This window comes from Streptomyces sp. NL15-2K, from assembly GCF_030551255.1.
In the GTDB taxonomy this organism is placed as follows: domain Bacteria; phylum Actinomycetota; class Actinomycetes; order Streptomycetales; family Streptomycetaceae; genus Streptomyces.
Window position 1 is genome coordinate 4,342,499 of sequence record NZ_CP130630.1, and the last position, 22,480, is coordinate 4,364,978.

Below are 22,480 nucleotides of genomic sequence, written 5' to 3' on the forward strand. Positions count from 1 at the left end.
GACCCCGATCAAGGCGGAGCGCCCATTCGCCTCCGGCCTCGGTGAAATGAAGGTGTCGAGATCGGGTGTATTCCGGGGTGTGCGGCGGCCGTTCGTTGTGGGGCAAATGACCGGCACACTCGGCGACCGGGCCGGGCTACTGTGCCCGTCGTACGGGGCTGGCGCCGCCCGTGGCGGGCGCGCATGAACTCACTTTCACTCTTCTGCTTTCCCTCTTCCGCTCATGACCCGGGCCAGGGTGCGTGCTGCGCACCTGGCCCCTGCGCACTGACGCTGCGCCATCTCCGACCATGTCCCCTCACGGGACGCTGCCATCATCGATGAAAGGTCCGTTATGTCTGCCATCTCTCGCCCCCGTGCGCTGACGGCATTGACCGCAGCCCTCACTGTGGTCGCCTCGACGCTCACGCTCTTCGTCGCGTCCACTCCCTCCGCGCAGGCCGCGACCTGCTCCAGCACCAACCTGAGCTACGGCAGCCGTGGCACCTGCGTGAGGCTGCTCCAGACGAATCTGGGTGGGCTCAAGGTGGACGGCGTGTACGGCTCGGGGACGCGCAGCCGCGTCCGGTCGTTCCAGGACGACGCCGGCATCGGCGTCGACGGCAAGGTCGGACCCCAGACCTGGCGGAAGCTGGCGACCTACGGCAAGGCGTTGGGATGGAAGGCCGGGGTCACCGTGTACATGTGCAAGGCGAATTCGACGCAATTCCGCTACTCCGTGTGGAACAACTCGGGCCAGAACGCCGACTGGGTGTTCTACGTGTCGGGCGGCTACATCAACGGAGACGCCATCTCGGACGACCGGATCGCCGCCCAGGGCCGGGTCGCCGCCAGGGCGTACGACAGCGAGAAGCTCGTGGTCTGGGTCGGGAGGTACGGCAGGGACAACGCCCAGACCACCACCAGCGTGCGCGACTTCTCGCGCAACACCCTGCCCGCCTGCGCCTAGCCGTCTGAGGAGACATTTCCATGCAACGAACCCGAAGATCTGCCTCGCTGCTCATAAGCAGCCTGGTGGCCTTGGCGATCGCGTTCACCTCGGCCGCTCCGGCGCATGCCGCTCCAGGTCGGAGCAACGGCGAGTCGACCGTCATCTTCGTCCACGGCTACCTCCCGGACGGAAAGACCAACTGCAACGCCGACTACTTCAAGAAGGCTCGAGACCACTTCAAGGGCAGCGACTGGGACGGAGCGCTCAGGACGTTCGGTTACTACGCAGCCGACGAGGGCTGCGATTACGAATACGGCGGTACCCGCAACACCTCGCTCAACACGGTTGCGAAGGCGTTGGCGCAGCGAATCCACAGGTCGTTCTCAGCGAACAACAAGAAGGTCGACATCGTCGCCCACTCCATGGGCGGCCTGATCGTTCGCACCATGCTCCGCCACGTCGCGCTGAAGGGCGGGACGGACGGCTGGCCCAGGCGCCTCTACATCGAGGATGTCGTGACCCTCGGTACCCCCCACGACGGCACGAGTTGGGCCGAGAGTTGCGACGGGTACCGCCAGTGCCGCCAGATGGAACCGGGGAGCGATTTCATCAGGAGCCTTGGGGAAGGGCTCTACCAGTCACATATGGGCACCGATTGGACCCTGATTTCGTCGTTCGACGATTGGGTCGTCAGCGAAGGTTCCGGTGTTGGCGCAAATTCGCAGCACAAGATCCAGTACAGGAATCTACCCAACGACGGTTTCGGCACCGGTGACCACAACTCACTGAGGAACGTCTCCACAGGGCTGCACACGGCCCGCATCAAGCACAGCATGTGGAGCGCCTATACCGGCATATCTTCACCAGTGGCAAGAGCACGCCTGGCGGTGTACCTGCACTCCGCGAACTGATCTCCACTTCACTGCATCTCAACCGCATCAGCGGCTCGAACAGAAGGAACAATTCCTTTGCGGAAACTCAGAACAGCCCTGATCGGTCTTGGTGCCACGGCCTCTGTCGTCGGGGGCGGCCTCGTCGGCGCACCCGCCGCCCAGGCCGCGGACACCTGGCAAGCCCACGACAAGGTCTGCAAGGCCCTCACGGGCGCCGACGCCCAGAGCCTCGGTTCGGCCTGCGCGGAGGTGCAGAAGCGCGTCACCGACGCCGGCTCGGTCAACGGTTACCGCGGGAGAGTCACCGTCAGCCCCGCCGCGGGTCAATGGGTGAAGCCGACCACCTACAACTGGAGCTCGGGTGGTTTGAGCCAGGTCTGCTCGGGCGGCTGTGCCCAGCAGACCTCCGCATGGACCTCCGCGTGGTCTCCGGTCACGACCACCGCCGGGACGTACACCGTTCGGGGCGAGATCTCCGGCGGCTACACCTTCGACGTCGCTGCCTCCTGGAGCAGTTGGGCACAGGTCGCCGAGAAGTGCGCCACCTACACCGCCGGCAAGTTCTGTGTCTACCGGCATGAACGCGGCTACCGGGACACCATGCAGGAGCGTGCCAAGCTGACGGTCGCCCCGGCCGCAGGCAAATGGATCGAGCCGCGGTGGGTCCGGGTCGGCACCGTCATGAACGGCACCAACACCTACAAGACCCGCGTCCTCTGCGACCCGTCCTGCACCCGGCGCACCGCCGGCTGGTCCGCCACCGTGGCCCGGACCATGCCCGGTCTCGCCAGCCCTCTCGAGCTCTACGCGTCCGCCAAGGTCGCGCTCCCCTCCGGAGACGTGAAGACCATCAGGGCCTCGCTCTTCGACTGACCCCGTCACCACCGCAGGGCCCGGCCCGTCGCCCAGCGGCGCGGCCGGGCCCGTGACAGTCAGGCGGGTGGTTGCACCTTCTCAAGATCGTCTGCCAGGGGGGACTTCGGTGCGGGTCAGGACAAGCAGGGCCCGCAGCAGCGTGGTCGCGTAACGGACGTGTAGGCGGATCGCCGACGTCGACATGGTGCACCAGCGGGCGCTCCACGCAGGCGCGGCGGAGGTGGAGCCACCTGCCGACAGGCCTTGGAAGCCACGCTCGCCCCTGTGTGACCGATCCCAGTGACAATCGCATCGACCTCTTCCAGGGCTGACCAGGACGCGCCTCATGCCCGACCTCTGGCCGCCTGGAGCCGAGCCGCACCCGCTCGGCGACACCGCACCGCACCCCGCGCGATCTGCAGGAAGGGGGCCAGCCCACAGGGCTGGCCCCCTTCTCGTGCGTAGTCAGCCGGTCAGGGGCTGCCACCGACCTTCCTGCGCGGGGTCGAGCCTGCTGCCCCACACCAGCGCCCCACCGACCAGGCCGGGCTTGTCCCGCGTGGCCAGGGCCGGGGCTTCGAGCATGTCGGCGACGTCTTCCAGGTAAGTGACCAGCGTGTCGAGCTCGTCGCCGGGGCCTTCGTCATAGCGGGACCAGCGGCCCAGGTAGCCAGCCGCGGCGTCCAGGCACAGGCCCGAAGTGCGGTCAGCCGGGCCCAGGGCGACAACCGGAATCCACTAAGAACTCGGGTACCTGAAGGAAACCCAGACGTCGGGAGCCAGGTCGGGCCGCCCCCGCACCGGCCTGCGCTCCTCACTCCACGCCCCCGGCGCCAGCTCCTCACCAACCCGCCGCCAGAAGCGCACGGCGTCGGCATTGTCGTCCTGAAAGGCGACCTCCCACTCCCCCGGATGCCGGGCGACAACCTCCCGCACGGCCGCCAGCCCGACCCCTTCCCTGCGCACACCCCGCACGACGAAGAAGCTGTTGAGCACGCGGATGGGCGCACTGAGCGCCCGCACAAAGGCGAACCCGACGGGATGCTCGCCGCGGCTGATCAGATACGGCGCCCAGTCGCCGGACCCGGAGAAGGCAGCCTCAAGCCGCTCACTGCGGAACGTCCCGTCAGGATTGGGCAGTTGCCCACCGAACTCGGACAGGTCATGCCGGAACATGAGCCAGAGGCGTTCGACGGTGGGGCGGTCGGCGGGGGTGGCTGGGCGGACGGTCGGCTCTGAAGAGGTCATGAAAAAAGCCTCCCGAGCGGGCAAGGTCCGCGCCCGGAAGGCGTCGTTGGTGAACGGCAGACCGCGGAGCCCGTCCGGCGCGACCCGCATGGGGCTCTGACCTAGGCAGATGAGTCACCGTTGGTTCCGGTCACGAGGGTCGATCCGGAAGACGAGAGGTGGCAGAGTGGATATGGCCGCCTGTGCAGAGGAACCAGACTCTCCATCACCAGCCCCGAAGACGGAGCGGACATGGACGACGTTGACACCACACTGTACGACCCGTTCAGCCCATCGGTGCACCGGGACCCCTTCCCCCTCTACCGTCGGCTCAGAGACCGCCGACCCGTCCTGCACAACGCCTCCAGGGGTTTCTGGGCCCTGTCCCGCTTCGCCGACGTCCGCACCGCCACGTGCGACTGGCGCACCTTCGCCAACGGTGCGGGAACCGACCTCGACCAGTTCGGCGACGTCATCGGCTCGGGCAGCGTCCTCAACCCGGATCCGCTGCTGCACCGGCAGTTGAAGAAGGCCGTACGCAAGCCGCTCACCACGACCACCGTGCCCCGGCAGGAGCACGCCATCCGCGACATCGTGACGCGGGCGCTCGACTCGCTGCTGGCGGCGGGCGGCGGCGAGACCACGGTCGAGTTCGCCTGGCAGGTGCCGACCGCCACCATCAGCCGGATCCTCGGCATCCCGGCTGCCGACGTACCGGACGTCAAGACCCTGCTGTTCCAGCTGTACGACCGCCGACTGGGCGAGCCCGTCGGCCCGGGCCCGCACCGGGCGGCGACCCGACTGCGCGGGTATCTTCAGGAGTTGGCGGTGGAGCGGCGCGCCCGGCCGAAGGAAGACCTGATCAGCGCGATCGCGGAGGTCGAACACGAAGGCAACAGGTTCGACGAGGAGCTGGGCGGCATCCTCTTCCTGCTGCTGCTCGCCGCCACGGAGACCACCGCGAGCCTTCTCGGCAGCGCCGTCGTGGCCCTGCACGACCACCCCGACCAGCGAGACCTGCTCAACCGGGGAAAGGTAACTCCGGAAGGCGCCGTGGAGGAGCTTCTGCGCCATCAGGCCCCCATCCAGAACCACCCCCGCATCACCACGCGCCCCGTCGAACTTCACGGCACGACCATCCCCGAGGGCGCCATGGTCCTGCTGCTGTACGGCTCCGCCAACCGCGACGAGCGGGTCTGGCCGGACGCCGACATCCTCGACCTGAGCCGGGCCCCGCGTCCGCACCTCACCTTCGGCGACGGTGTCCACCTGTGTGTCGGCGCGTGGCTCGCCCGCCTGGAGGCGCAGATCGCGGTGGCCGAATTCGCGCGTCGCGTGCCGCGCTACGAGATCGGGGCGGGTGTGCGGCGGCTGCCCATCCACTCCACTCGCGGGTTCATCAACCTGCCCATTTCCTTCGCCGCTTGAGTTTCAGCCCGCCGCCTCACCCTGCCCGGCGGCGTGCCTGGTACAGCAGGAAGAGGCTGCCCGCGGCTGCCGTCGTGAGGCCGGACACCAGCAGGACGCCGCGGACGGGCAGCGTGTCGCCCGCCCAGCCGCCGGTGAAGAAGCCGCACAGCACCGCCGCGTTCATGGTGGCCGCGTACCCCGCATAGGCCTCTCCGTGCACGGACGCGGGCAGGCGTGTGGCGACCATGGTGCGCATCGCCACGTTCTGCAGGCCGTTCGCCATGCCACCGACGACGAAGATCATCGCCACGGCGGTCGCGTACGGCAGCAGTGCCGCCCCTGTGATGGCGGCACCGATGCCGGTGGCTCCGAGGGCGGCGCCCGCGGCGAGGCGGTGCTCGGGGAGGCGGCGGACCACCAGCAACGGGCCGAGGACGAGCCCGAGGCCCCATGCGGAGCTCACCAGTCCGTAGACGGTGGCACCCGCGCCGATGGAGTGGCGGACGAAGAAGACGAGGACGACGTTCATGACCGAACTGGCGGCGACCGTCACGAACAGCGCGCCGAGCGCCGCCCGCAGAACGGGGTCGTACCAGATCCTTCGCATGCCGCCGCGCTCGGTCGCCGGCCGGATGGCGTCCTCCGCGGGCGGGTCCCGTGTGGCGCGGGGTGCGCGCAGGAGTGCCGCGGCGGTCGCCGCGGCGGCGAATGTCACCGCGTTGACGAGCAACGTCCCGGCGGTGCCCCAGATCCCGGCGAGTACGCCGCCCAGTGCGGGACCGGCGACGAAGCCGGTGTTGCGGACCGTCTCCACCCAGGCGTTGGTCGTACCGAGCCGGTCTCGGGGCACCAGCGTGGGGATGAACGCGAACAGCGCTGCGTTCGTCACGGCGCCGAACGAGCCCAGGACGAACGCCATGGCGATCAGCGCCCACGTCTGGTGCACGGGCACCATGAACAGCGCCACCACGGCCTGTGCGGTCAGCCCGGCCACCACGGTGCGGTGGCCGCCCCGCCGGTCCACCACGCGTCCCGCGATCGGCGCGAGGAGCACCGCGGCGCCGAGCCCGGCCGCCAGCAGGGCGGCCACGGCTCCCGTTCCCCCAGAGCTGCCGGACACACGGAAGGTGAGGCCGATGAGTGCCACCTCGTCCCCGGCCGTGGTCACCAGCAGGGCGCCGAGGGCCAGGAGCGTGCGCGGGCCGGTGGGACTGCGGCTCGTGGTCGCCGGAGTGCCGGCCTCGGTCCGGTCTCCGGGGCCCTTCGCCGTCGTCACCTGCCCGTCGGCCCCACGGCGTCGGGGCCCGGCTCCGCCCCGTCGTCCAGTACGTCGATCGCCCGCCAGGTGCGCAGCCGGTACAGCGTGGCGGCCAAGATGTCGGCGAACTCCTCCCCGGCCTGCTCACGGGCGAGTTCCTTCGCCGTCGTGACGCCGCCCTCATTCAGCCGGTCCAGTGCGGTCGGCAGTGCCGGGTGGGCCGGCAGTCGTGCGAGGTGCCCGTTCGCGGCGACCAGGAACGTGCTGCCGTCGTGGGTGGGGCTGTGCAGTACGGCGTAGCGGCGCAGCCTGATCCGATCGGCAGGCCGCACCGGTGGCAGGTCGAGCGGCGGTGGCAGATGGCCGAACCCCTGCGCGCTCGACTTCTTCAGCCACTGGGCGAGCAGGTGGTCGCGTGCCACGTTCCTGTCCAGGGCCGGCCACACGCTGTCCAAGGCCCGCTCGGTCGCGGGCGGCAGCTGCGTGCCGGGAGGTTCCGGTGCGGCGTCCTGGGACGGCGGGCCGACGGCTGAACGGACCTGGGACGTAAGGGATTCCACGAGTGGCGCCACCGGGTCGCCGTCGAAGAACATGGCGATGTTGAACTGCGCGGAGGAGTGTTCGGGGGATGCGCCGACATGCCAGTACTGGGAGGGGAAGTACCCAAGGTCCGTACGGCTCGCGGGCAGCACCTGGCCGGTGTCCGCGACGGCGGACCAGTCCGGTCGGTGCAGCGGCAGCCAGGTGCGGTCCTGAGGCGGCCACACGACCAGTTTCTTGGGTCCGGTCAGGCCGAACATGAAGTTGCCCGCGTTGTCGCAGTGGATACCGGCCGCGGAGGAGGCGTAGCGCCCCAGGAAGATGTCCGTGTCGGCGAAACCGCTGGGAAACCCGCCGAGTTCGCGCCACAGCCCTTCGAGGAAGCGGGCCGCACGCTCCCACAGCTCGTAACTGACGGAGTGCAGCCTGCTGAGCGCGACAGACCATTCGGCGCCCTCGACGAGCGCGTCCATCCGGGCCAGGTATCCGCCCAGGCCACCGTCCTCGGCACGAGGCAGGAACCGTGCCCGACCCCTGGTCAGGCGCTGGCCGGCGACCGACAGCTGGAGCAGCGGCCCGCGGCCGAGATCGCCGGCGTGGGCAGCCTCGGTGAAGACACGGAAGAACCAGTCGCCCGTCAGGTCCAGATCGACCGGAGCCGGGCCCAGCATGCCCGCCTTCCGCTCCCAGTAGCGCGGTACGAACGCGCGCCAGTAGGCCTCGATGTCGGTGGCGGTGGCGATGGGTCGGGGCTCGGTGGTCCGCGCGGTGTCCGGGCCGGTGATGCCGGTGGGGTGCGCAGAGGTCATACCGGTGCCTTTCGCTTTCGCAGAGTGGAACCGTGATCGGGGGCCGCCGCGGCCGCTCCGCCGCCCAGCCCGGCGCCGTGGAACTGGACCAGTTCCACACGCCCCATGTCCCGCAGTGTGGACCAGTGTTCGGCGGGCCGCGGGCCGGGCTCCGCGCACGCCCGCCACAGCAGGAACGCGTGGACGTTCAGGGCGACCTGACGGCCCGTGGCGTCATGGGTGAGCGTGGCCTGTCCGCTCTCCGCGTCGACCGACTCCCGCCAGCCGGTCACGGTGGACACGGTCAGGTGTTCGTCGGCTGTGGCGGGCAGGGGCCGTACCGCTTCGGTGGGGACGTGCAGGAGACCGAGGGTCCACAGCGAACAGAGCAGGACGCCGGGAGAGGTCCTGCCGTCGCCGGGACCCGCCGCGGCGGCCGCCTCGCGAAGGGTGGAGCCCGAGGCGAGCGTCCTGACGAGGCCGGCCCAGGCCCCGTCGAGCCGCAGGATGCTGTCGGAGCTCGGCGTGTACAGGCCGACGGACGCGTCGTGGCCAGACACTTGCCAGGCGACGTCGTCGGCGAGGCGGAGCGGTGCGCCGGCCGGGGGATCCAGGACGAGCGCACGCTCTGCGGGCCGGCCGGCGGGCAGTCCGCTGTCGTGCACGCAGCGCAGGAACGCGTACTCCTCCGACTCGCCGACCAGGCCCCGGTGCCGCAGCGGCGCCGTGGCGCTCACGTCGGGCATGGGGTCGGCGGCGGTGGCGAGCGCCCCGGCCGTCCTGCCGTCGATGCCGGACTCGACGGTGTAGTCGGCGTCGAGCGCGAGGTCCTCCTCGGGCGGCGGAGGCACGACCCGCACACCGAAACGCTCCGGGTGCGTGCCGACAGGCGACAACAGATCCAGGATGAAGGGCGAGTTGACGCTGGTGGAGTACGGCAGCCCGTACTCGTTCCGCGACCTGCGCAGGGTCTGCTCGGCGAACTCGGCGGTACGCCGGGCCTCGTCTTCCGTCTCACCGGGAAAGCCGCTGATGCAGAACAGGTGCACGGGGATGCCCGCACCCAGCAGCGCGTCGACGCAGGGCCGGATGTGCCGCTCCTGGGTGCCCTTGGCCATCAGGTCGAGGACACGCTGGTTGTACGACTCCAGGCCGAGATCCAGCCTGCGGCATCCGGAAGCGTGCAGTTGCCGGGCGAGGTCGCGGTCGATTCCGGCCGAGAAGCGGGTCTCCCCGTACCAGTGCAGTCCCGCGTCACGGCGTACCAGCGCCTCGCTCACCTGGCGCAGGGTGCGCTGGGTGAGGATCTCGTCGACGAACATGAACGAAGTGGCGCCGTAGCGCCGCGCCAGCAGCGTCATCTCGTCGACGACGGTGTCCGCGTCGCGGTACCGGTAGCGGTTGCTGGCGAACGGGATCGAGCAGAAGGCGCAGTTCCACGCACAGCTGCGGGATGCCGACACCGGGAGCACCGGGGAAGGCGAGAGATACGACGTGAGGTCGTAGTCGCCGAAGTCCGGTGCCGGAAGCGTCGCGAGGTCCACATCCAGGGGCGGGGCGAAGGAGAGCCGTCCGCCGGCGTCGAGGGTGCCGCGTCCGGGCACCTTGCCGGGCCCGTCCTCGAACAGGTGCTCGCAGAGGGCGACCAGGGCGTCCTCACCCTCGTACAGGACGAAGTCGTCGACCAGGTCGAAGAAGGGGTGGCGGGCGGTCCAGCGTCCCGCGACGCGGGTGATGTAGTTGCCGCCCATGACAATCCGTACATCGGGCCGCAGCTCCCTTACGATCGCCGCCGCCGTCATCGCGGCGATGAGCTGGGTGTCGGCGGACACGGAGATGCCGACGAGGCCGAGCCGCGGATCGGTGAGCTGCCCGGGTAGCAGCCGGTCGAAGGCCTGGCGGTAGGGGTTGCGCACCGGGTCCCGTACGGCTGCGAGGACGGAGGCGGTGGACCGTTCGCTGTAGTACTGACGGTTGGACCTCAGGTCGCAGGTGAAGTCCGGATAGGCCGCGGAGTGGCACACAAGCGCATTGCCGAGGGTGCGGGTGGCAGCGCGAAAGCGCACGTGGTCGTGGAGCACACCGAGGTCCGACGACAGGGCCAACCGGGCGCCGTCCACCTCCCGGACGACCGAGGGCAGCAGCAGTCGGGCCTCGTCGACCGCCTCCGGGTCGAGGCCCCGCTCACCCGCGCGGTCCAGCAGGGCGGGCAACTCCGCCACGCCTTCGCCTGACAGGAGGTGGCGGACGTAGGCGGCACTGAGGTCGTACGCCCGCACCGGCCAGCCGCGCTCGCGCAGCACCGCGGTGAGCAGCGGGACGGCCAGGTGGGGCGCATAGACGTTCCACAGCGGTGGGTTGACCAGAAGTATCGAAGGGCGGCTGGTCATGACACTCCATGGGACGCGCGGCCGCGCCGAGGAACGGAGCCGAGGAGCAGAAGGGGCCCGGTCGTCGCAGCCGCGATGCCGGTCAGTTCGCGGCCGGCACGGGCCGGATCAGGATTCCTCCTCCAGTGCGTCGGTCTCGTAGGGGTCGGGGAACAGCATGAACTTCGACGTACGGACCTGGGTGTCCATCGTCGTGACTTCCGGAAGTTCGTCGTCCTCGGCTGCGATCTGCTTCAGCCGGTCGATGTCGAAGGGTTTCTTCTCCATTGGGCTACTCCCTTTCTGGGACACTCTTTTTCGGTTCGGATTTCACAGAGCGGGTCGTGACGTCGATGAGCCCCTTCTGCTCCAAGTCGGAGAGACAGCTGCGTGTCATCTCAGACGCCTGTTCCGCCTTGTCGGGCAGTAACTCCGCGATGGCTTTCGCGATGTCCGCGCAGGTGGCCTGCTCGCACAATTCGAGGACCAGCCAGGAGTGCGAGTTCAGCCAGTGCAGTGCGGGTTTGTCGGGTGTGTAGGCCATGACCGCGTGCCAGGGCCAGAAAGGTCGGACGCGGAGTCGCGCATTCTTGTTGTAGACGGTCTCGTCCGTGCTGCGGATCATGATTTCGTCCGTGCTGCGGACGCCGGTTGCCGCCGGATCGATGGACACGTGGGATCACACTCCGGGCGCTGCTGTGCTCAGGGGGCGGGCGCCATGGTCCGGGGTGCGCCGAAGGGCAGATCAGCGATGCGGTCGGGCAACCGCGTCAAGTCGATCCCCCGGTTCATGTGCGTGCAGAACGGGTCGGGCGCGTCCCAGGAACCGCCGAACGCGTAGGCGGTGGAACGGCAACCGCCGGACCGGTTGCGGTCGTTCTCGGCGCACTCCGGGCACGCATCGTCGTCGGGGCTCGCCGCGCGCACCGCCCGGTACGTGGGGTCGCGCCAGGTGTCCATGAAGGACATCTCACGGACATTGCCGTAGTTGGCGAAGTCACGCAGGTAGGGGCAGCCGATGCTGTTGCCGTAGGCGTCGATTGCGGCCATCTGCCAGCAGCAGTTGGGGTCGTTGGGGTGCCACGACCGCATGAGTTCGAGGCCTTCGGGCACGTGTACGGCCTCCAGCGCCGCCATCTGCTCCCGCAACGGCACGGACAGCTCGGCCCAGTTCCTGCGGGCCAGGCCGAGCGGGTAGAGCCGCAGCACCCCCAGCTTCTCGGCGCCCAGTTCGGAGGCGAGATCGGCGAGCTGCTGCAGTTCACCGATGTTGCGCCGGTTGAGGATGGCGGTGACGAACGTCGGCACGCCGGCCTCCACCAGGTGGCGCACTCCCGCCTTGGACGCCTCGAAGGCGCCGTCCAGTCCGACGATGGCGTCGTGACTCGCGGCGTTCCCGCCCTCGATGTCGACGCAGACCACGCCCACCGAGGCCGCCTTGAGCCGGCGCGCCCGTTCGGCGGTCACCAGAGTGCCGTTGGTGCGGACGATGGTGAACGCCTGAGGGGTGGCGAACTCGACGAGGTCGAGAAAGTCCTCGCGCAAGAGGGGTTCGCCGCCTTCGAAGAAGGCACTGATGACATCTCTGTCGAACAACTCCTGCAGGGAGCCGGTGATTTCCTCGAAGGTCAGCTCCGTTGCGTCGGGACTGGGTACGTCGTAAGCGAGAAGGCTGTTGAGATTCGATCGCTTGGTCGGCTGCACCCAGATACTGAAGGGTTCGGGCATTTGGATGACCATGGTGAATCACACAGATCTTACAGATCGTGGGGGAAGGCTTTTTCGATCGTGGGGGGTCGTGGGAGGTCGTGGGGACGATCCTCTTCGACAACCGAGCAACCTAGAACTGAGCCGATGAGCCGTCAACCCCTCGGTTTTCAAGGGAACGCGGTTCGGACATCTCCTTCATCCGATGGAATACCCGGCGAATCAAGGGGTAGACGAGCGGCCTCACAGGAGGGGACGGGCAGAGGCAACAGGGAGGGACGGCATGCGCTATCGGTTACTGGGCAGGACGGGGCTGCGAGTGTCCGAGCTCTTCCTGGGAGCGATGACCTTCGGCAGGCCGGAGGGCCCGGACGGCATGGGACTGTCGCTGGCGGACTGCCGCGAGATCCTCGACGTCTACGCCGACCACGGCGGCAACGTCGTCGACACGGCCGTCAACTACCGCGGCGGAGCGAGCGAGGAGTTCCTCGGTGAACTGCTCGCCGGACGCCGGGACAGGTTCGTCGTCGCGTCCAAGTACACGGTGTCGCGGGACGGCACCGACCCCAACGCGGCCGGCAACCACCGCAAGAACCTGACGCGCTCGCTCGACACCAGCCTGCGCCGACTGCGCACCGACTACCTGGACGTCTACTGGATCCACCTGTGGGACCGGCACACGCCGGTGGAGGAGACGATGCGGGCTCTGGACGACGCGGTCACCGCGGGGAAGGTCCTTCACATCGGCATGTCCAACACCCCGGCGTGGGTGGTGGCCACGGCTCACACACTCGCCGGTTGCCGCGGCTGGTCACCGCTCGCCGCGATCCAGGTGCCGTACAGCCTGCTGAACCGCGACATCGAACGCGAGCTGCTGCCGATGGCGGAGGCGCGGGGGATGACGGTCGCGGCGTGGAGCCCGCTGGGCGGCGGAATCCTCTCCGGCAAGTACACCACCACGGCCGCGAACGGCGGCCGGAGGCAAAGCCGTTCGGAAGGCTCCTCGGACAGCGGCCGGCCACGGGCGCCAGGCCGTTTCGACAGTGACCTGCTGGGCAAGCGGGAGACCGCCGTGGTGCGCGCGGCAATGGAGGTCGCCGATGTGCTGGGCGTCACGCCGGCGCAGGTGGCACTCGCCTGGACTCGGGCACGGTCGTATGCCGTGCACCCGATCGTGGGGGCACGCACCGTGGATCAACTGACCGAGAATCTGGGCGCGTTGGACGTGGAGCTGCCGTCCGAGGCCCTGCTGGCCCTGGACCGGGCGACCGGCTTCCGGCGCGGCTATCCGGCCGACTTCATCGCCGAGACGTCCGCCGGGGCGTTCGGCGAGGTCTCGTCCCGGGTGGACGGGCGGCCGACACAGGCCGACGGCCCATGAGGAGAAAGGAGAGGGCGTGCCCCCGACGATCGCACTGGCCGGCGACATGCCGCCCCTGTACACCATCAAGCCCGAGCGTGGCCCCGAACTCCAGAACCTGCTGGAGCGATGCGACGACTACTCCCGGATGAACTTCGGCATCCCCACCGGAGACGCCGACGCGCAGAGCCAGTTCATCGAGGGCCTTCAGCACGTCCCACCGGAGCACAAGCACCTGATGGCGCTGGACGTGGACGGCACGATGACCGCCGCGGTGGACTTCCTGGAGGGCTACCCCGACGCCACGACAGGAGTGATCGGCCTGCTCGTGGTCGCCCCCGACCATCGCGGGCACGGCCTGGGCGCCGCAATCCTCCACGCCATCGCCTCCTGGCTCACCACCCGCGGCAGCCACCGCCTGCGCCTCGACTGCCACGTCGCAGAAAACACAGCCGCGGTCCCCCTACTGCACAGGCTGGGCTTCACAGAACAGTCCCGACAACTCATCGAGGTCGCCCGCGGCCAGACAAGAACGAGGGTCCAATGGCTGGCCCCCCTCCCATTGCCAACGGAAAATCCCAGGCCGGCTGCTGTCTGACCTGGGGTTCCTCGGAGCCGCCTTCGGGATTCGAACACGAGGCCTCTGCATTACGAGGGCTGGCTGGATCATGACGGGGGTGGGTTGTAACGGCCCAGGGCTCCGTCGTTCTCGCGATCGGCCGGTAATTTACGTTTCGAGCGTGACTGTCCGATAAGCGGTTCGTTACTCCGTGCGAGGCCACGAACGTGTGGCCGAGATCGGAGGGGAACGATGGGGGCCAGTGCGTATCCGAAGGAGCGGCTGGAGGAGGCGGCTCGGGGGTCGCGGACGTTGTCGGAGGCGTTGGTGAGGTTGGGGGTGGATCCGAAGGGCTGGAAGCGGCGGTACGTCTTCGAGCGGATGAAGGCGCTGGGGGTGGATGTTTCACACTTCGAGCGAGAAGGAGTCAAGTGGACGCGAGAGATCCTCCAGGAGGCCGTTTCTGCCTCGATGAACATGTCCGACGTGTTGCGGCGCCTCGGGCTTGAGGTCGTCGGCGGTCACCACACTCACATCAGCCGCAAGATCAAGGCGTACGGTATCGACACCTCGCATTTCCAGATCCCGACCCAGCGCGGTGAAGTCCGGCGCACTCGGACCGCCGAGGGCATCCTCGTCGAGCAGCCGGCCGAACGCGCCCGACGCATCCAGAGCAGTCGCCTCAAGCGGGCGATGCTTGAACGGGGGGCGGAGGAGCGCTGCGCCCTGTGCGGGCTCGGGGCGGTTTGGCTGGGTGAACCGTTGCCGCTTGAGGTCGACCACATCGACGGCAACTGGCGGAACAACCGGATGGAAAACCTGCGGTTCCTTTGCCCCAACTGCCACTCGACAACGGACAGTTATCGCGGACGCGGCAAGAGGCGTGACAGGAGCCGCGCCTCATGACCAGCAGAACGCCGTACACCCGCGAGCGACTGGCCGAAGCGGCCGCGCAGTGCTCCGACATCGATGAGGTGATCGCCTTTTTCGGCACCCAGCCCTACCGCAATCTTCGTCGACATCTGTACAAGCGGTTCGAGCACTTCAGCATCGACATCTCGCACTTTTCTCGTAGGCGGCGGGCCGCGGGCCCACCCCCGAGGCCGACCGCTGACGAGCTTCGGCGCGCCGTCGAGGGAGCGATCTCCATCGCAGGCGCCCTTCGCGCACTGGGCAGGCCCTGCAACGGCCAGCTACGCACGCTGTTCCACCAGTGGGTCAGAGAAGACGGCCTCGACACGTCCCACTTTCTGGGGCAGGCACACCAGCAGGGCAGGTCGGGCCCGACGGCCAAACACGCCGAGGACATTCTGGTCCGGCACGACGGCAAACACCGGACAAAGACCTCGCTGCTGCGCCGTGCGCTTCGCGAAGTTGGTGTACCTGAGAAGTGCGCCAGGTGCGGGGGTGCACCAGAGTGGCTCGGCAAGCCCATGACCCTGGAGGTCGATCACATCAACGGGGACTGGAGAGACAACCGGCGGGAGAACCTGCGGTTACTGTGCCCCAACTGCCACGCAGTCACTGCAACGTGGTGTCGAGGCGGCCGTCGACCTTCCTCACAAACGTGCGCCTCATGACCGGTACCATGGCCGTGCACGCGGCCGTGGCGGAATTGGCCTACGCGCAACACTTAGGATGTTGTGGGAGAAATCCCTTGAGGGTTCGAGTCCCTCCGGCCGCACGCCTTTGATTCGAAGGCCCGCCCATTTATCGGGCGGGCCTTCGTCGTCAGCCCAACAACTCCCGAACCACCGGCACCAACGCCCGAAACGCCTCCCCCCGATGACTGATCGCGTTCTTCTCCTCAGCGCTCAGCTCCGCACACGTCCGCGTCTCCCCCTCCGGCTGAAGAATCGGGTCGTACCCGAACCCGTTCGTGCCGACCGGCGCATGCCGCAGCACCCCCCGCAGCTGCCCCTCCACCACCCTCTCCGTACCGTCCGGCAGGGCGAGCGCCGCCGCGCACGCGAAGTGGGCGCCCCGGTGTTCGTCCGCGATGTCGGAGAGCTGGGCCAGCAGTAGTTCCAGGTTGGCTCGGTCGTCGCCGTGCTTGCCCGACCAGCGGGCGGAGAAGATGCCGGGGGCGCCGTTCAGGACGTCGACGCACAGGCCGGAGTCGTCGGCCACGGCGGGCAGGCCCGTGGCCTGGGCGAGGGCGTGGGCCTTCAGCAGCGCGTTCTCGGCGAACGTGACGCCCGTTTCCTTGACGTCGGGTACGTCCGGGTAGGCGTCCGCGCCGACCAGGTCGTGGGGCAGGTCCGCGGCGGCGAGGATCGACCTGAGTTCGGTGATCTTTCCGGCGTTACGGGTGGCGAGGATCAGGCGGGTCATGGGGTCCAGTATTCCGCTCTCGCCGACCGTTGCTTACGGCGTGCAGACCTTCGTCAGTTCGCCGGCCGCGTCCGTGACCGGGCTGATGTCGGGCGTCGCGTCGCCGTTCTTGACGGACGTGCGGACGTTCGTGACGGCGGTGCTCAGGTCGTCGACGGCCTTGTTGACGTCCGCGTTGTCCGTCTTGTCGCCGATCTCGTCGAGGTTCTTGTCGATCGAGTCGAGGGATTCCTCGAGCTGCGTCGGGTCGTTCGACGCGGCCTCCACGGCCTGCTGGAGTTCCGTGACGCTGTCGGCGATGGCGTCGGCGGTCTGGACGCAGTCCAGTGCCTTGCCGACGGCGTCGCATCCCGTGGTGAGGCCGACCGTCAGCCCGACGGCCGCGACTGCGGCGGCGATGGCGGTACGGCGACTACGGCGGCGTCGGCTCGCGGCCATGGATCGGATCCCTCCCGTTGGCGGGCCTCGTCGGCCCGTGCACTGGCCGGGCGCACGGTGGTGTGCCGTACGCCCGTACCCGTAGTGACGCGAGGTCGGTCGGCGCGGTTGCCCGCGGCGGCCGTCCTTCTTGGCGCGTCCTTTACTTTTCGAGGACGGTATCAAGCGCCTTGTGCTGGAGGACAGCGAGTTCCGTGCAGCCGGTGACCGCGAGGTCGAGGAGGGCGTCGAGTTCCTCGCGTGCGAAAGGTTCGGCCTCCGCGGTGCCCTGGACCTCGACGAAGCGGCCGTCGCCGGTGCAGACGACGTTCATGTCGGTCTCGGCGCGCACGTCCTCTTCGTAGCAGAGGTCCAGCAGGGGCACCCCTCCCACGATTCCCACCGACACCGCGCTGACCGTGCCGGTCAGTGGCTGGCGGCCGGCCTTGATGAGTTTCTTGCCCTGGGCCCAGGAGACGGCGTCGGCCAGTGCCACGTACGCGCCCGTGATGGCCGCCGTGCGGGTGCCGCCGTCCGCCTGCAGCACATCGCAGTCCAGGACGATGGTGTTCTCGCCGAGGGCCTTGTAGTCGATGACCGCGCGCAGGGAGCGGCCGATGAGGCGGGAGATCTCGTGGGTACGGCCGCCGATCTTGCCGCGTACGGATTCGCGGTCGCCGCGGGTGTTGGTGGCGCGGGGGAGCATGGAGTACTCGGCGGTGACCCAGCCTTCGCCGCTGCCTTTGCGCCAGCGCGGGACGCCTTCGGTGACGGAGGCGGTGCAGAAGACCTTGGTGTCGCCGAAGGAGACGAGGACGGAGCCTTCGGCGTGCTTGCTCCAGCCGCGTTCGATGGTGACCGGGCGGAGTTGTTCGGGGGTGCGGCCGTCGATTCGAGACATGGCCACGAGCCTAGTCGTACGGGGCGGCGAGCCTGGCCGTCGCCGTTGATGGGGAAGGGGCCTCTCCCGTGGTGGTCCCGTTGTGGTCCCGTGGTGGTCCCGTGGCGGGAAAGGCCCCTCGGAGGTGAGTGGGCGGTTCACATCATGTCTTCGATCTCCGCGGCGATGGGGTCGGCGTCGGTGCCGATGACGACCTGGATCGCGGTGCCCATCTTGACGACGCCGTGGGCGCCGGCGGCCTTCAGGGCGGCGTCGTTGACGAGCGAGGCGTCGCTGACCTCGGTGCGCAGCCGTGTGATGCAGCCTTCGACTTCTTCGATGTTGTCGATGCCGCCGAGCCCGGCAACGATCTTCTCAGCCTTGCTGGCCATGTTCTTTCTCCCTGGTCAGACCTGATCCGACGACGTGGTCGCGGTAACCCGCAGTAGCTGGTCTACACCACCGGGCGGGCGGCCGCCAAGCCATGTCGGGATCGCGACGTTCGATCCGCGGGCTGCGGGTAGAAAGGCCCAGGGGCCGCGGGTTCCTTATACGCCCTTCATCGTGCTACAAACAGGTCTACACCACTGAGTGGTGTAGACCACCACCGATGGAGGAAGTATGAGCTCCGCCACCGAAACGGCGGCCCCGGCGAAGAAGCGGGGATCCGGACTGTTCCAGGGCCTGCAGAAGGTCGGCCGTAGTCTGCAGCTCCCGATCGCCGTGTTGCCGGCGGCGGGCCTCCTGCTCCGCCTGGGCCAGGCTGACGTCCAGGAGAAGCTGCATCTGCCGGCCGACGTCGCCAAGGTGTTCGCCGGAGCCGGCGGCGCCATTCTGGACAGTTCGTTCGGGCTGCCTCTGCTGTTCTGCATAGGCGTGGCCATCGGCTTCGCGAAGAAGGCCGACGGCTCGACGGCGCTCGCGGCCGTGGTGGGCTTCCTCACCTACTACGCGGTGATCCACCAGTTCCCGATCAAGGACGGCCACGAGGGCGCGACGTACACGGCCGTCACCCCCTTCGGAGGCTTCTGGCAGAAGGGCAACGAGGCCGCCGAGGCCGCGACCTTCCAGAACCCGGGCGTGCTCGGCGGCATCATCCTCGGCCTGCTGACGGCCGTGCTGTGGCAGCGCTACCACCGCAAGAGGCTCGTCGACTGGCTCGGCTTCTTCAACGGCCGCCGGCTCGTGCCGATCATCACGGCCGCGGTCGGCACCCTCCTCGGTGTCCTGGTCGTCCTCGGCTGGCAGCCCATCGGTGACGTGATCACGAACTTCGGCGAGTGGATGACGGGTCTGGGCGCCTTCGGCTCCGCCCTCTTCGGCCTCATCAACCGCGCGCTGATCCCGATCGGCATGCACCAGTTCGTCAATTCCGTGGCGTGGTTCCAGATCGGCGACTTCACCAACTCCGCCGGCACCGTCTTCCACGGCGACCTGCCGCGCTTCTTCGCCGGTGACCCCGATGCCGGTATGTTCATGACCGGCTTCTTCCCGATCATGATGTTCGGTCTGCCGGCCGCCGCCCTCGCCATCGCGCACACGGCCCGCCCCGAGCGCCGCAAGGCCGTGATGGGCATGATGATGTCGCTGGCGCTGACCTCGTTCGTCACCGGTGTCACCGAGCCGATCGAGTTCTCGTTCATGTTCATCGCCCCGGTGCTGTACGCGATCCACGCGGTGCTCACCGCGATCTCGATGGCTGTGACGTGGGCGCTGGGCATGCACATGGGCTTCAGCTTCTCGGCCGGCCTGACCGACGTCGCCATCAACTGGGGCATCTCCACCAAGCCCTGGCTGCTGCTCCCCGTCGGTCTGGTCTTCGCCGCGATCTACTACTTCCTCTTCCGCTTCGCCATCACCAAGTTCAACCTCCCCACCCCGGGCCGCGAGCCCGAGGAGGAGGTCGAGGACCTCACCAAGGCGTGAGTGGTCCCTCAGGGACAGCGGGAGGCCCCCGGAGCCGTCGGGCTCCGGGGGCCTTGTCATGCCGTATGCGCTTGCGCTGGAAGCCGTATGCGCTAGATCTCGTACGTCTGCCTCGGCGCCGCCAGTCCCACCGGCCCGTCGAAGACCGCGCGGGCGTCGGCCAGGTTGACCTGCGGGTCGGTCCACGGGGGGATGTGGGTGAGGACCAGGCGGCGGGCGCCTGCGCGGGCCGCCGTCTCACCCGCCTCGCGGCCGTTGAGGTGCAGGTCGGGGATGTTCTCCTTGCCGTACGTGAACGCGGCCTCGCACAGGAACAGGTCGGTGTCGCGGGCGAGTTCGATCAGGGCCGGGCTCACGCCCGTGTCGCCGGAGTACGTCAGGGACTTCCCGCCGTGCTCGATGCGGATGCCGTACGCCTCCACCGGGTGCGCCACGCGCTCGGTGTGCACCGTGAACGGGCCGATCTCGAAGGTGGACGGCTTGACCGTGTGGAAGTCGAAGACCTCGCTCATGGACGAGGCGGTGGGGGTGTCCGCGTAGGCGGTGGTCAGCCGGTGTTCCGTGCCCTCGGGCCCGTAGACGGGGATCGGGTCGCAGCGGCCGCCGTCGTGGCGGTAGTAGCGCGCGACGAAGTACGCGCACATGTCGATGCAGTGGTCTGCGTGCAGGTGGCTGAGGAAGATCGCGTCGAGGTCGTAGAGACCGCAGTGGCGCTGCAGCTCGCCCAGGGCACCGTTGCCCAGGTCGAGAAGCAGCCGGAAGCCGTCGGCCTCGACGAGGTAGCTCGAGCAGGCCGATTCCGCGGACGGGAACGACCCCGAGCAGCCGACGACGGTGAGCTTCATGGAACAGAAACCTCCGCTGGCGGGGGAACGAGAGAAGGGGCGTCGGGGGTCGTGCGGTGCGTCGAGCGTAAGGCGCAAAACGCCGGGTCGCTCCTCCACCAGGGGCTGTTGTGGGCGAACTCACCTGTGGTGTCACCGGTTCGGCTGGTCGCGGGGCGCGTGAGGATTGAGAGGGGCGCGCGGTGGCAAGCGCGCCGGTAACGTCGTCCTCATGGACACGTCCTGGTGGCTCGCACTCGCTGCGGTGGTACTGCTCGCGCTCGTCGCCACGCTCGTCGACGGCTGGGGTCGCGGTCGGCGTCCGGCGGGGCGGCGGACCCGGCCGCCGGGGCGTGCGGAGGGGCCGGCCGGGCGGGCGCGTGTTCGTCCGGTGCCGGCGGAGATCTGGTGGGCGAGCGTGCCGTTCGAGGAGGGGCCCGGGGAGAAGGACCGGCCGTGTCTGGTGCTGGCGGTGCGGGGGCGTCACGCGACCGTCGCGAAGATCACCAGCAAGTACCGGGACGAGCGGTCCGGGGTGATCCCGCTGCCGCCGGGCTCGGTGGGTGACGCGCGCGGGCGCGCGAGTTTCCTTCAGACGGACGAGCTGCGGCGGGTGCCGGTGGGGGACTTCCGGCGGCGGGTGGGTGTGGTGGACCCGGTCCTGTGGGACCAGGTCCGTCACCTGGCGACATAGTTACGTGCAAGGACCCCTTAGGCCCAGAGCTGGCCCTGGAGGGTCTCGATGGCCTCTTCGGTGGTGGCCGCCGTGTAGACGCCCGTGGACAGGTACTTCCAGCCGCCGTCGGCGACGACGAACACGATGTCGGCGCTCTCGCCGGCCTTGACGGCCTTGTTGGCGACGCCGATCGCCGCGTGCAGGGCGGCGCCGGTGGAGACGCCGGCGAAGATGCCCTCCTGCTGCAAGAGCTCGCGGGTGCGGGTGACCGCGTCGGCGGAGCCGACCGAGAAGCGGGTGGTCAGGACGGAGGCGTCGTACAGCTCCGGTACGAAGCCCTCGTCGAGGTTGCGCAGGCCGTACACCAGGTCGTCGTAGCGCGGTTCGGCGGCGACGATATTGACGTCCGGCTTGTTCTCGCGGAGGTAGCGGCCGACGCCCATGAGGGTGCCGGTGGTGCCGAGGCCGGCGACGAAGTGGGTGACGGAGGGGAGGTCCGCGAGGATCTCGGGGCCTGTCGTCGCGTAGTGCGCGCCGGCGTTGTCCGGGTTGCCGTACTGGTAGAGCATCACCCAGTCGGGGTGCTCGGCGGCGATCTCCTTGGCGACCCGTACGGCGGTGTTGGAGCCGCCCGCGGCGGGGCTGGAGATGATCTCGGCGCCCCACATGCCGAGCAGGTCGCGCCTCTCCTGGGAGGTGTTCTCGGGCATGACGCAGACCATGCGGTAGCCCTTGAGCTTGGCCGCCATGGCGAGGGAGATGCCGGTGTTGCCGGAGGTGGGCTCGAGGATGGTGCAGCCCGGGGTCAGGCGGCCGTCCTTCTCCGCCTGCTCGATCATGTGCAGGGCGGGGCGGTCCTTGACCGAGCCGGTCGGGTTGCGGTCCTCCAGCTTGGCCCAGATGCTGACGTCGGCGGACGGCGACAGCCGCGGCAGGCGCACCAACGGGGTGTTGCCCACCGCGGCCAGCGGGGAGTCGTAACGCATCGGTGGTCAGGGCCCTCAGACCATGCCGCCGGCCACGGCCGGCAGGATGGTCACGTTGTCGCCGTCGGTGAGCTTGGTGTTGATGCCGTCGAGGAAGCGGACGTCCTCGTCGTTGAGGTAGACGTTGACGAAGCGGCGCAGTTCGCCGCTGTCCACGATGCGGGCGTGGATGCCCGTGTGCCGGGTCTCGAGGTCGTTGAAGAGCTCGGCGAGAGTGTCCCCGGTGCCCTCCACCGCCTTCTGGCCGTCGGTGTACTGGCGGAGGATGGTCGGGATGCGGACCTCGATGGCCATGGCTCAGGGCTCCTGTCGGAAGGTGTTCGGGTCGGTGGGCGCGCGGCAGCGCAGTTCAGCAAGGGGTGGTGCGGTCCGGGCGCCGCGGCTCACGGCCGTACGGCGGCAGGGGCAGCGTCAACAGATGGCGCTGGCGAGCCTGCACAGGTCGACGTGCAGCCGCGCCACGAGCAGCGTGCCCGGCGTCTTTTCGCTCACGTCGTGGGAAACCATGGGGTCATCGTATCGATTCCCGGTCCGGATCCC

Annotated in this window: 25 protein-coding genes and 1 tRNA gene; 11 read left to right on the top strand and 15 right to left on the bottom strand. The window is 68.9% G+C overall.

Annotation, left to right across the window (positions count from 1 at the left end; all coding sequences use genetic code 11):
- Window positions 1-370: 370 nt before the first annotated feature.
- Genes Q4V64_RS19320 through Q4V64_RS19330 form a run of 3 tightly spaced genes read left to right on the top strand, consistent with a single transcriptional unit; the run spans window position 371 to window position 2,697 of the window.
- Window positions 371-949: a peptidoglycan-binding domain-containing protein gene (locus Q4V64_RS19320; RefSeq protein ID WP_253267129.1), complete on the top strand. Its 579-nt coding sequence runs from the start codon at window positions 371-373 to the stop codon at window positions 947-949.
- Window positions 950-969: 20 nt separating this feature from the next.
- Window positions 970-1,842: an alpha/beta hydrolase gene (locus Q4V64_RS19325; RefSeq protein ID WP_124441894.1), complete on the top strand. Its 873-nt coding sequence runs from the start codon at window positions 970-972 to the stop codon at window positions 1,840-1,842.
- 57 nt (window positions 1,843-1,899) lie between these two features.
- Entirely contained in the window at window positions 1,900-2,697 is a 798-nt protein-coding gene (locus Q4V64_RS19330; RefSeq protein WP_124441893.1) for a hypothetical protein, read from the top strand.
- A 720-nt stretch (window positions 2,698-3,417) separates the two neighbouring features.
- On the opposite strand, the gene Q4V64_RS19335 is transcribed toward Q4V64_RS19330, so the two are convergent.
- Entirely contained in the window at window positions 3,418-3,927 is a 510-nt protein-coding gene (locus tag Q4V64_RS19335) for a GNAT family N-acetyltransferase (RefSeq protein WP_124442179.1), read from the bottom strand.
- A gap of 231 nt (window positions 3,928-4,158) precedes the next feature.
- Between Q4V64_RS19335 and Q4V64_RS19340 the strand changes: the two genes are divergently transcribed.
- Window positions 4,159-5,334 (top strand): cytochrome P450, encoded by a 1,176-nt coding sequence (locus Q4V64_RS19340; protein ID WP_124441892.1) that lies wholly within the window; start codon window positions 4,159-4,161, stop codon window positions 5,332-5,334.
- A gap of 16 nt (window positions 5,335-5,350) precedes the next feature.
- On the opposite strand, the gene Q4V64_RS19345 is transcribed toward Q4V64_RS19340, so the two are convergent.
- The 6 genes from Q4V64_RS19345 to Q4V64_RS19370 form a co-directional block, all read right to left on the bottom strand.
- Window positions 5,351-6,592, bottom strand: a complete 1,242-nt coding sequence (locus tag Q4V64_RS19345; RefSeq protein ID WP_172629339.1) for an MFS transporter — start codon at window positions 6,590-6,592, stop codon at window positions 5,351-5,353.
- Window positions 6,589-7,923, bottom strand: coding sequence for a hypothetical protein (locus tag Q4V64_RS19350; protein ID WP_124441890.1), 1,335 nt, complete (start codon window positions 7,921-7,923; stop codon window positions 6,589-6,591). The genes Q4V64_RS19345 and Q4V64_RS19350 overlap by 4 nt, the downstream gene beginning before the upstream one ends.
- The gene (locus tag Q4V64_RS19355) at window positions 7,920-10,292 is read right to left on the bottom strand and encodes a radical SAM protein (protein ID WP_124441889.1); all 2,373 of its coding nucleotides are present in this window, start codon (window positions 10,290-10,292) and stop codon (window positions 7,920-7,922) included. The genes Q4V64_RS19350 and Q4V64_RS19355 overlap by 4 nt, the downstream gene beginning before the upstream one ends.
- Window positions 10,293-10,400: 108 nt before the next feature.
- Window positions 10,401-10,559, bottom strand: coding sequence for a hypothetical protein (locus tag Q4V64_RS19360; protein ID WP_172629338.1), 159 nt, complete (start codon window positions 10,557-10,559; stop codon window positions 10,401-10,403).
- A gap of 4 nt (window positions 10,560-10,563) precedes the next feature.
- Window positions 10,564-10,944: a PqqD family protein gene (locus Q4V64_RS19365; protein ID WP_124441888.1), complete on the bottom strand. Its 381-nt coding sequence runs from the start codon at window positions 10,942-10,944 to the stop codon at window positions 10,564-10,566.
- 29 nt (window positions 10,945-10,973) lie between these two features.
- A complete protein-coding gene (locus Q4V64_RS19370; RefSeq protein WP_172629337.1) occupies window positions 10,974-11,999 on the bottom strand; it encodes a radical SAM protein in 1,026 nt (341 codons plus the stop codon).
- Window positions 12,000-12,261: 262 nt separating this feature from the next.
- Here Q4V64_RS19370 and Q4V64_RS19375 point away from each other — a divergent pair, with 262 nt between their 5' ends.
- The 5 genes from Q4V64_RS19375 (at window position 12,262) to Q4V64_RS19395 (ending at window position 15,581) form a co-directional block, all read left to right on the top strand.
- Window positions 12,262-13,359, top strand: coding sequence for an aldo/keto reductase (locus tag Q4V64_RS19375; RefSeq protein ID WP_124441886.1), 1,098 nt, complete (start codon window positions 12,262-12,264; stop codon window positions 13,357-13,359).
- A 16-nt stretch (window positions 13,360-13,375) separates the two neighbouring features.
- On the top strand, window positions 13,376-13,936 hold the full coding sequence (locus Q4V64_RS19380; RefSeq protein ID WP_124441885.1) for a GNAT family N-acetyltransferase: 561 nt from the start codon (window positions 13,376-13,378) through the stop codon (window positions 13,934-13,936).
- A gap of 213 nt (window positions 13,937-14,149) precedes the next feature.
- Complete coding sequence (locus Q4V64_RS19385) at window positions 14,150-14,803, top strand: HNH endonuclease (RefSeq protein ID WP_124441884.1); 654 nt, start codon at window positions 14,150-14,152, stop codon at window positions 14,801-14,803.
- Window positions 14,800-15,477 carry an HNH endonuclease gene (locus Q4V64_RS19390; protein WP_124441883.1) on the top strand — a complete coding sequence of 226 codons (678 nt, stop codon included), beginning with the start codon at window positions 14,800-14,802 and terminating at the stop codon, window positions 15,475-15,477. The genes Q4V64_RS19385 and Q4V64_RS19390 overlap by 4 nt, the downstream gene beginning before the upstream one ends.
- Before the next feature lie 20 nt (window positions 15,478-15,497).
- Window positions 15,498-15,581: transfer RNA gene (locus Q4V64_RS19395), tRNA-Leu, on the top strand.
- 47 nt (window positions 15,582-15,628) lie between these two features.
- On the opposite strand, the gene rdgB is transcribed toward Q4V64_RS19395, so the two are convergent.
- The 4 genes from rdgB to Q4V64_RS19415 form a co-directional block, all read right to left on the bottom strand.
- On the bottom strand, window positions 15,629-16,231 hold the full coding sequence (gene rdgB / locus Q4V64_RS19400; protein ID WP_124441882.1) for an RdgB/HAM1 family non-canonical purine NTP pyrophosphatase: 603 nt from the start codon (window positions 16,229-16,231) through the stop codon (window positions 15,629-15,631).
- A gap of 33 nt (window positions 16,232-16,264) precedes the next feature.
- Window positions 16,265-16,669, bottom strand: coding sequence for a hypothetical protein (locus Q4V64_RS19405; RefSeq protein ID WP_124441881.1), 405 nt, complete (start codon window positions 16,667-16,669; stop codon window positions 16,265-16,267).
- Window positions 16,670-16,811: 142 nt separating this feature from the next.
- Window positions 16,812-17,549 (bottom strand): ribonuclease PH, encoded by a 738-nt coding sequence (gene rph / locus Q4V64_RS19410; protein ID WP_124441880.1) that lies wholly within the window; start codon window positions 17,547-17,549, stop codon window positions 16,812-16,814.
- Between the two features lie 137 nt (window positions 17,550-17,686).
- Entirely contained in the window at window positions 17,687-17,920 is a 234-nt protein-coding gene (locus tag Q4V64_RS19415) for a PTS glucose/sucrose transporter subunit IIB (RefSeq protein WP_124441879.1), read from the bottom strand.
- A gap of 229 nt (window positions 17,921-18,149) precedes the next feature.
- Here Q4V64_RS19415 and Q4V64_RS19420 point away from each other — a divergent pair, with 229 nt between their 5' ends.
- Window positions 18,150-19,454 (top strand): PTS transporter subunit EIIC, encoded by a 1,305-nt coding sequence (locus tag Q4V64_RS19420; RefSeq protein WP_124441878.1) that lies wholly within the window; start codon window positions 18,150-18,152, stop codon window positions 19,452-19,454.
- Window positions 19,455-19,546: 92 nt separating this feature from the next.
- On the opposite strand, the gene Q4V64_RS19425 is transcribed toward Q4V64_RS19420, so the two are convergent.
- Window positions 19,547-20,299 (bottom strand): MBL fold metallo-hydrolase, encoded by a 753-nt coding sequence (locus Q4V64_RS19425; RefSeq protein ID WP_124441877.1) that lies wholly within the window; start codon window positions 20,297-20,299, stop codon window positions 19,547-19,549.
- A gap of 211 nt (window positions 20,300-20,510) precedes the next feature.
- On the opposite strand from Q4V64_RS19425, the gene Q4V64_RS19430 reads away from it, so the two are divergent.
- Window positions 20,511-20,972 (top strand): type II toxin-antitoxin system PemK/MazF family toxin, encoded by a 462-nt coding sequence (locus Q4V64_RS19430; RefSeq protein WP_124441876.1) that lies wholly within the window; start codon window positions 20,511-20,513, stop codon window positions 20,970-20,972.
- A gap of 17 nt (window positions 20,973-20,989) precedes the next feature.
- Here Q4V64_RS19430 and Q4V64_RS19435 read toward each other — a convergent pair whose 3' ends face one another.
- The 3 genes from Q4V64_RS19435 to Q4V64_RS55085 form a co-directional block, all read right to left on the bottom strand.
- On the bottom strand, window positions 20,990-21,940 hold the full coding sequence (locus Q4V64_RS19435) for a cysteine synthase (protein ID WP_124441875.1): 951 nt from the start codon (window positions 21,938-21,940) through the stop codon (window positions 20,990-20,992).
- 15 nt (window positions 21,941-21,955) lie between these two features.
- Window positions 21,956-22,234: a MoaD/ThiS family protein gene (locus Q4V64_RS19440; RefSeq protein WP_124441874.1), complete on the bottom strand. Its 279-nt coding sequence runs from the start codon at window positions 22,232-22,234 to the stop codon at window positions 21,956-21,958.
- Window positions 22,235-22,351: 117 nt separating this feature from the next.
- Window positions 22,352-22,447, bottom strand: a complete 96-nt coding sequence (locus Q4V64_RS55085) for a putative leader peptide (RefSeq protein ID WP_324612360.1) — start codon at window positions 22,445-22,447, stop codon at window positions 22,352-22,354.
- Window positions 22,448-22,480 lie beyond the last annotated feature (33 nt).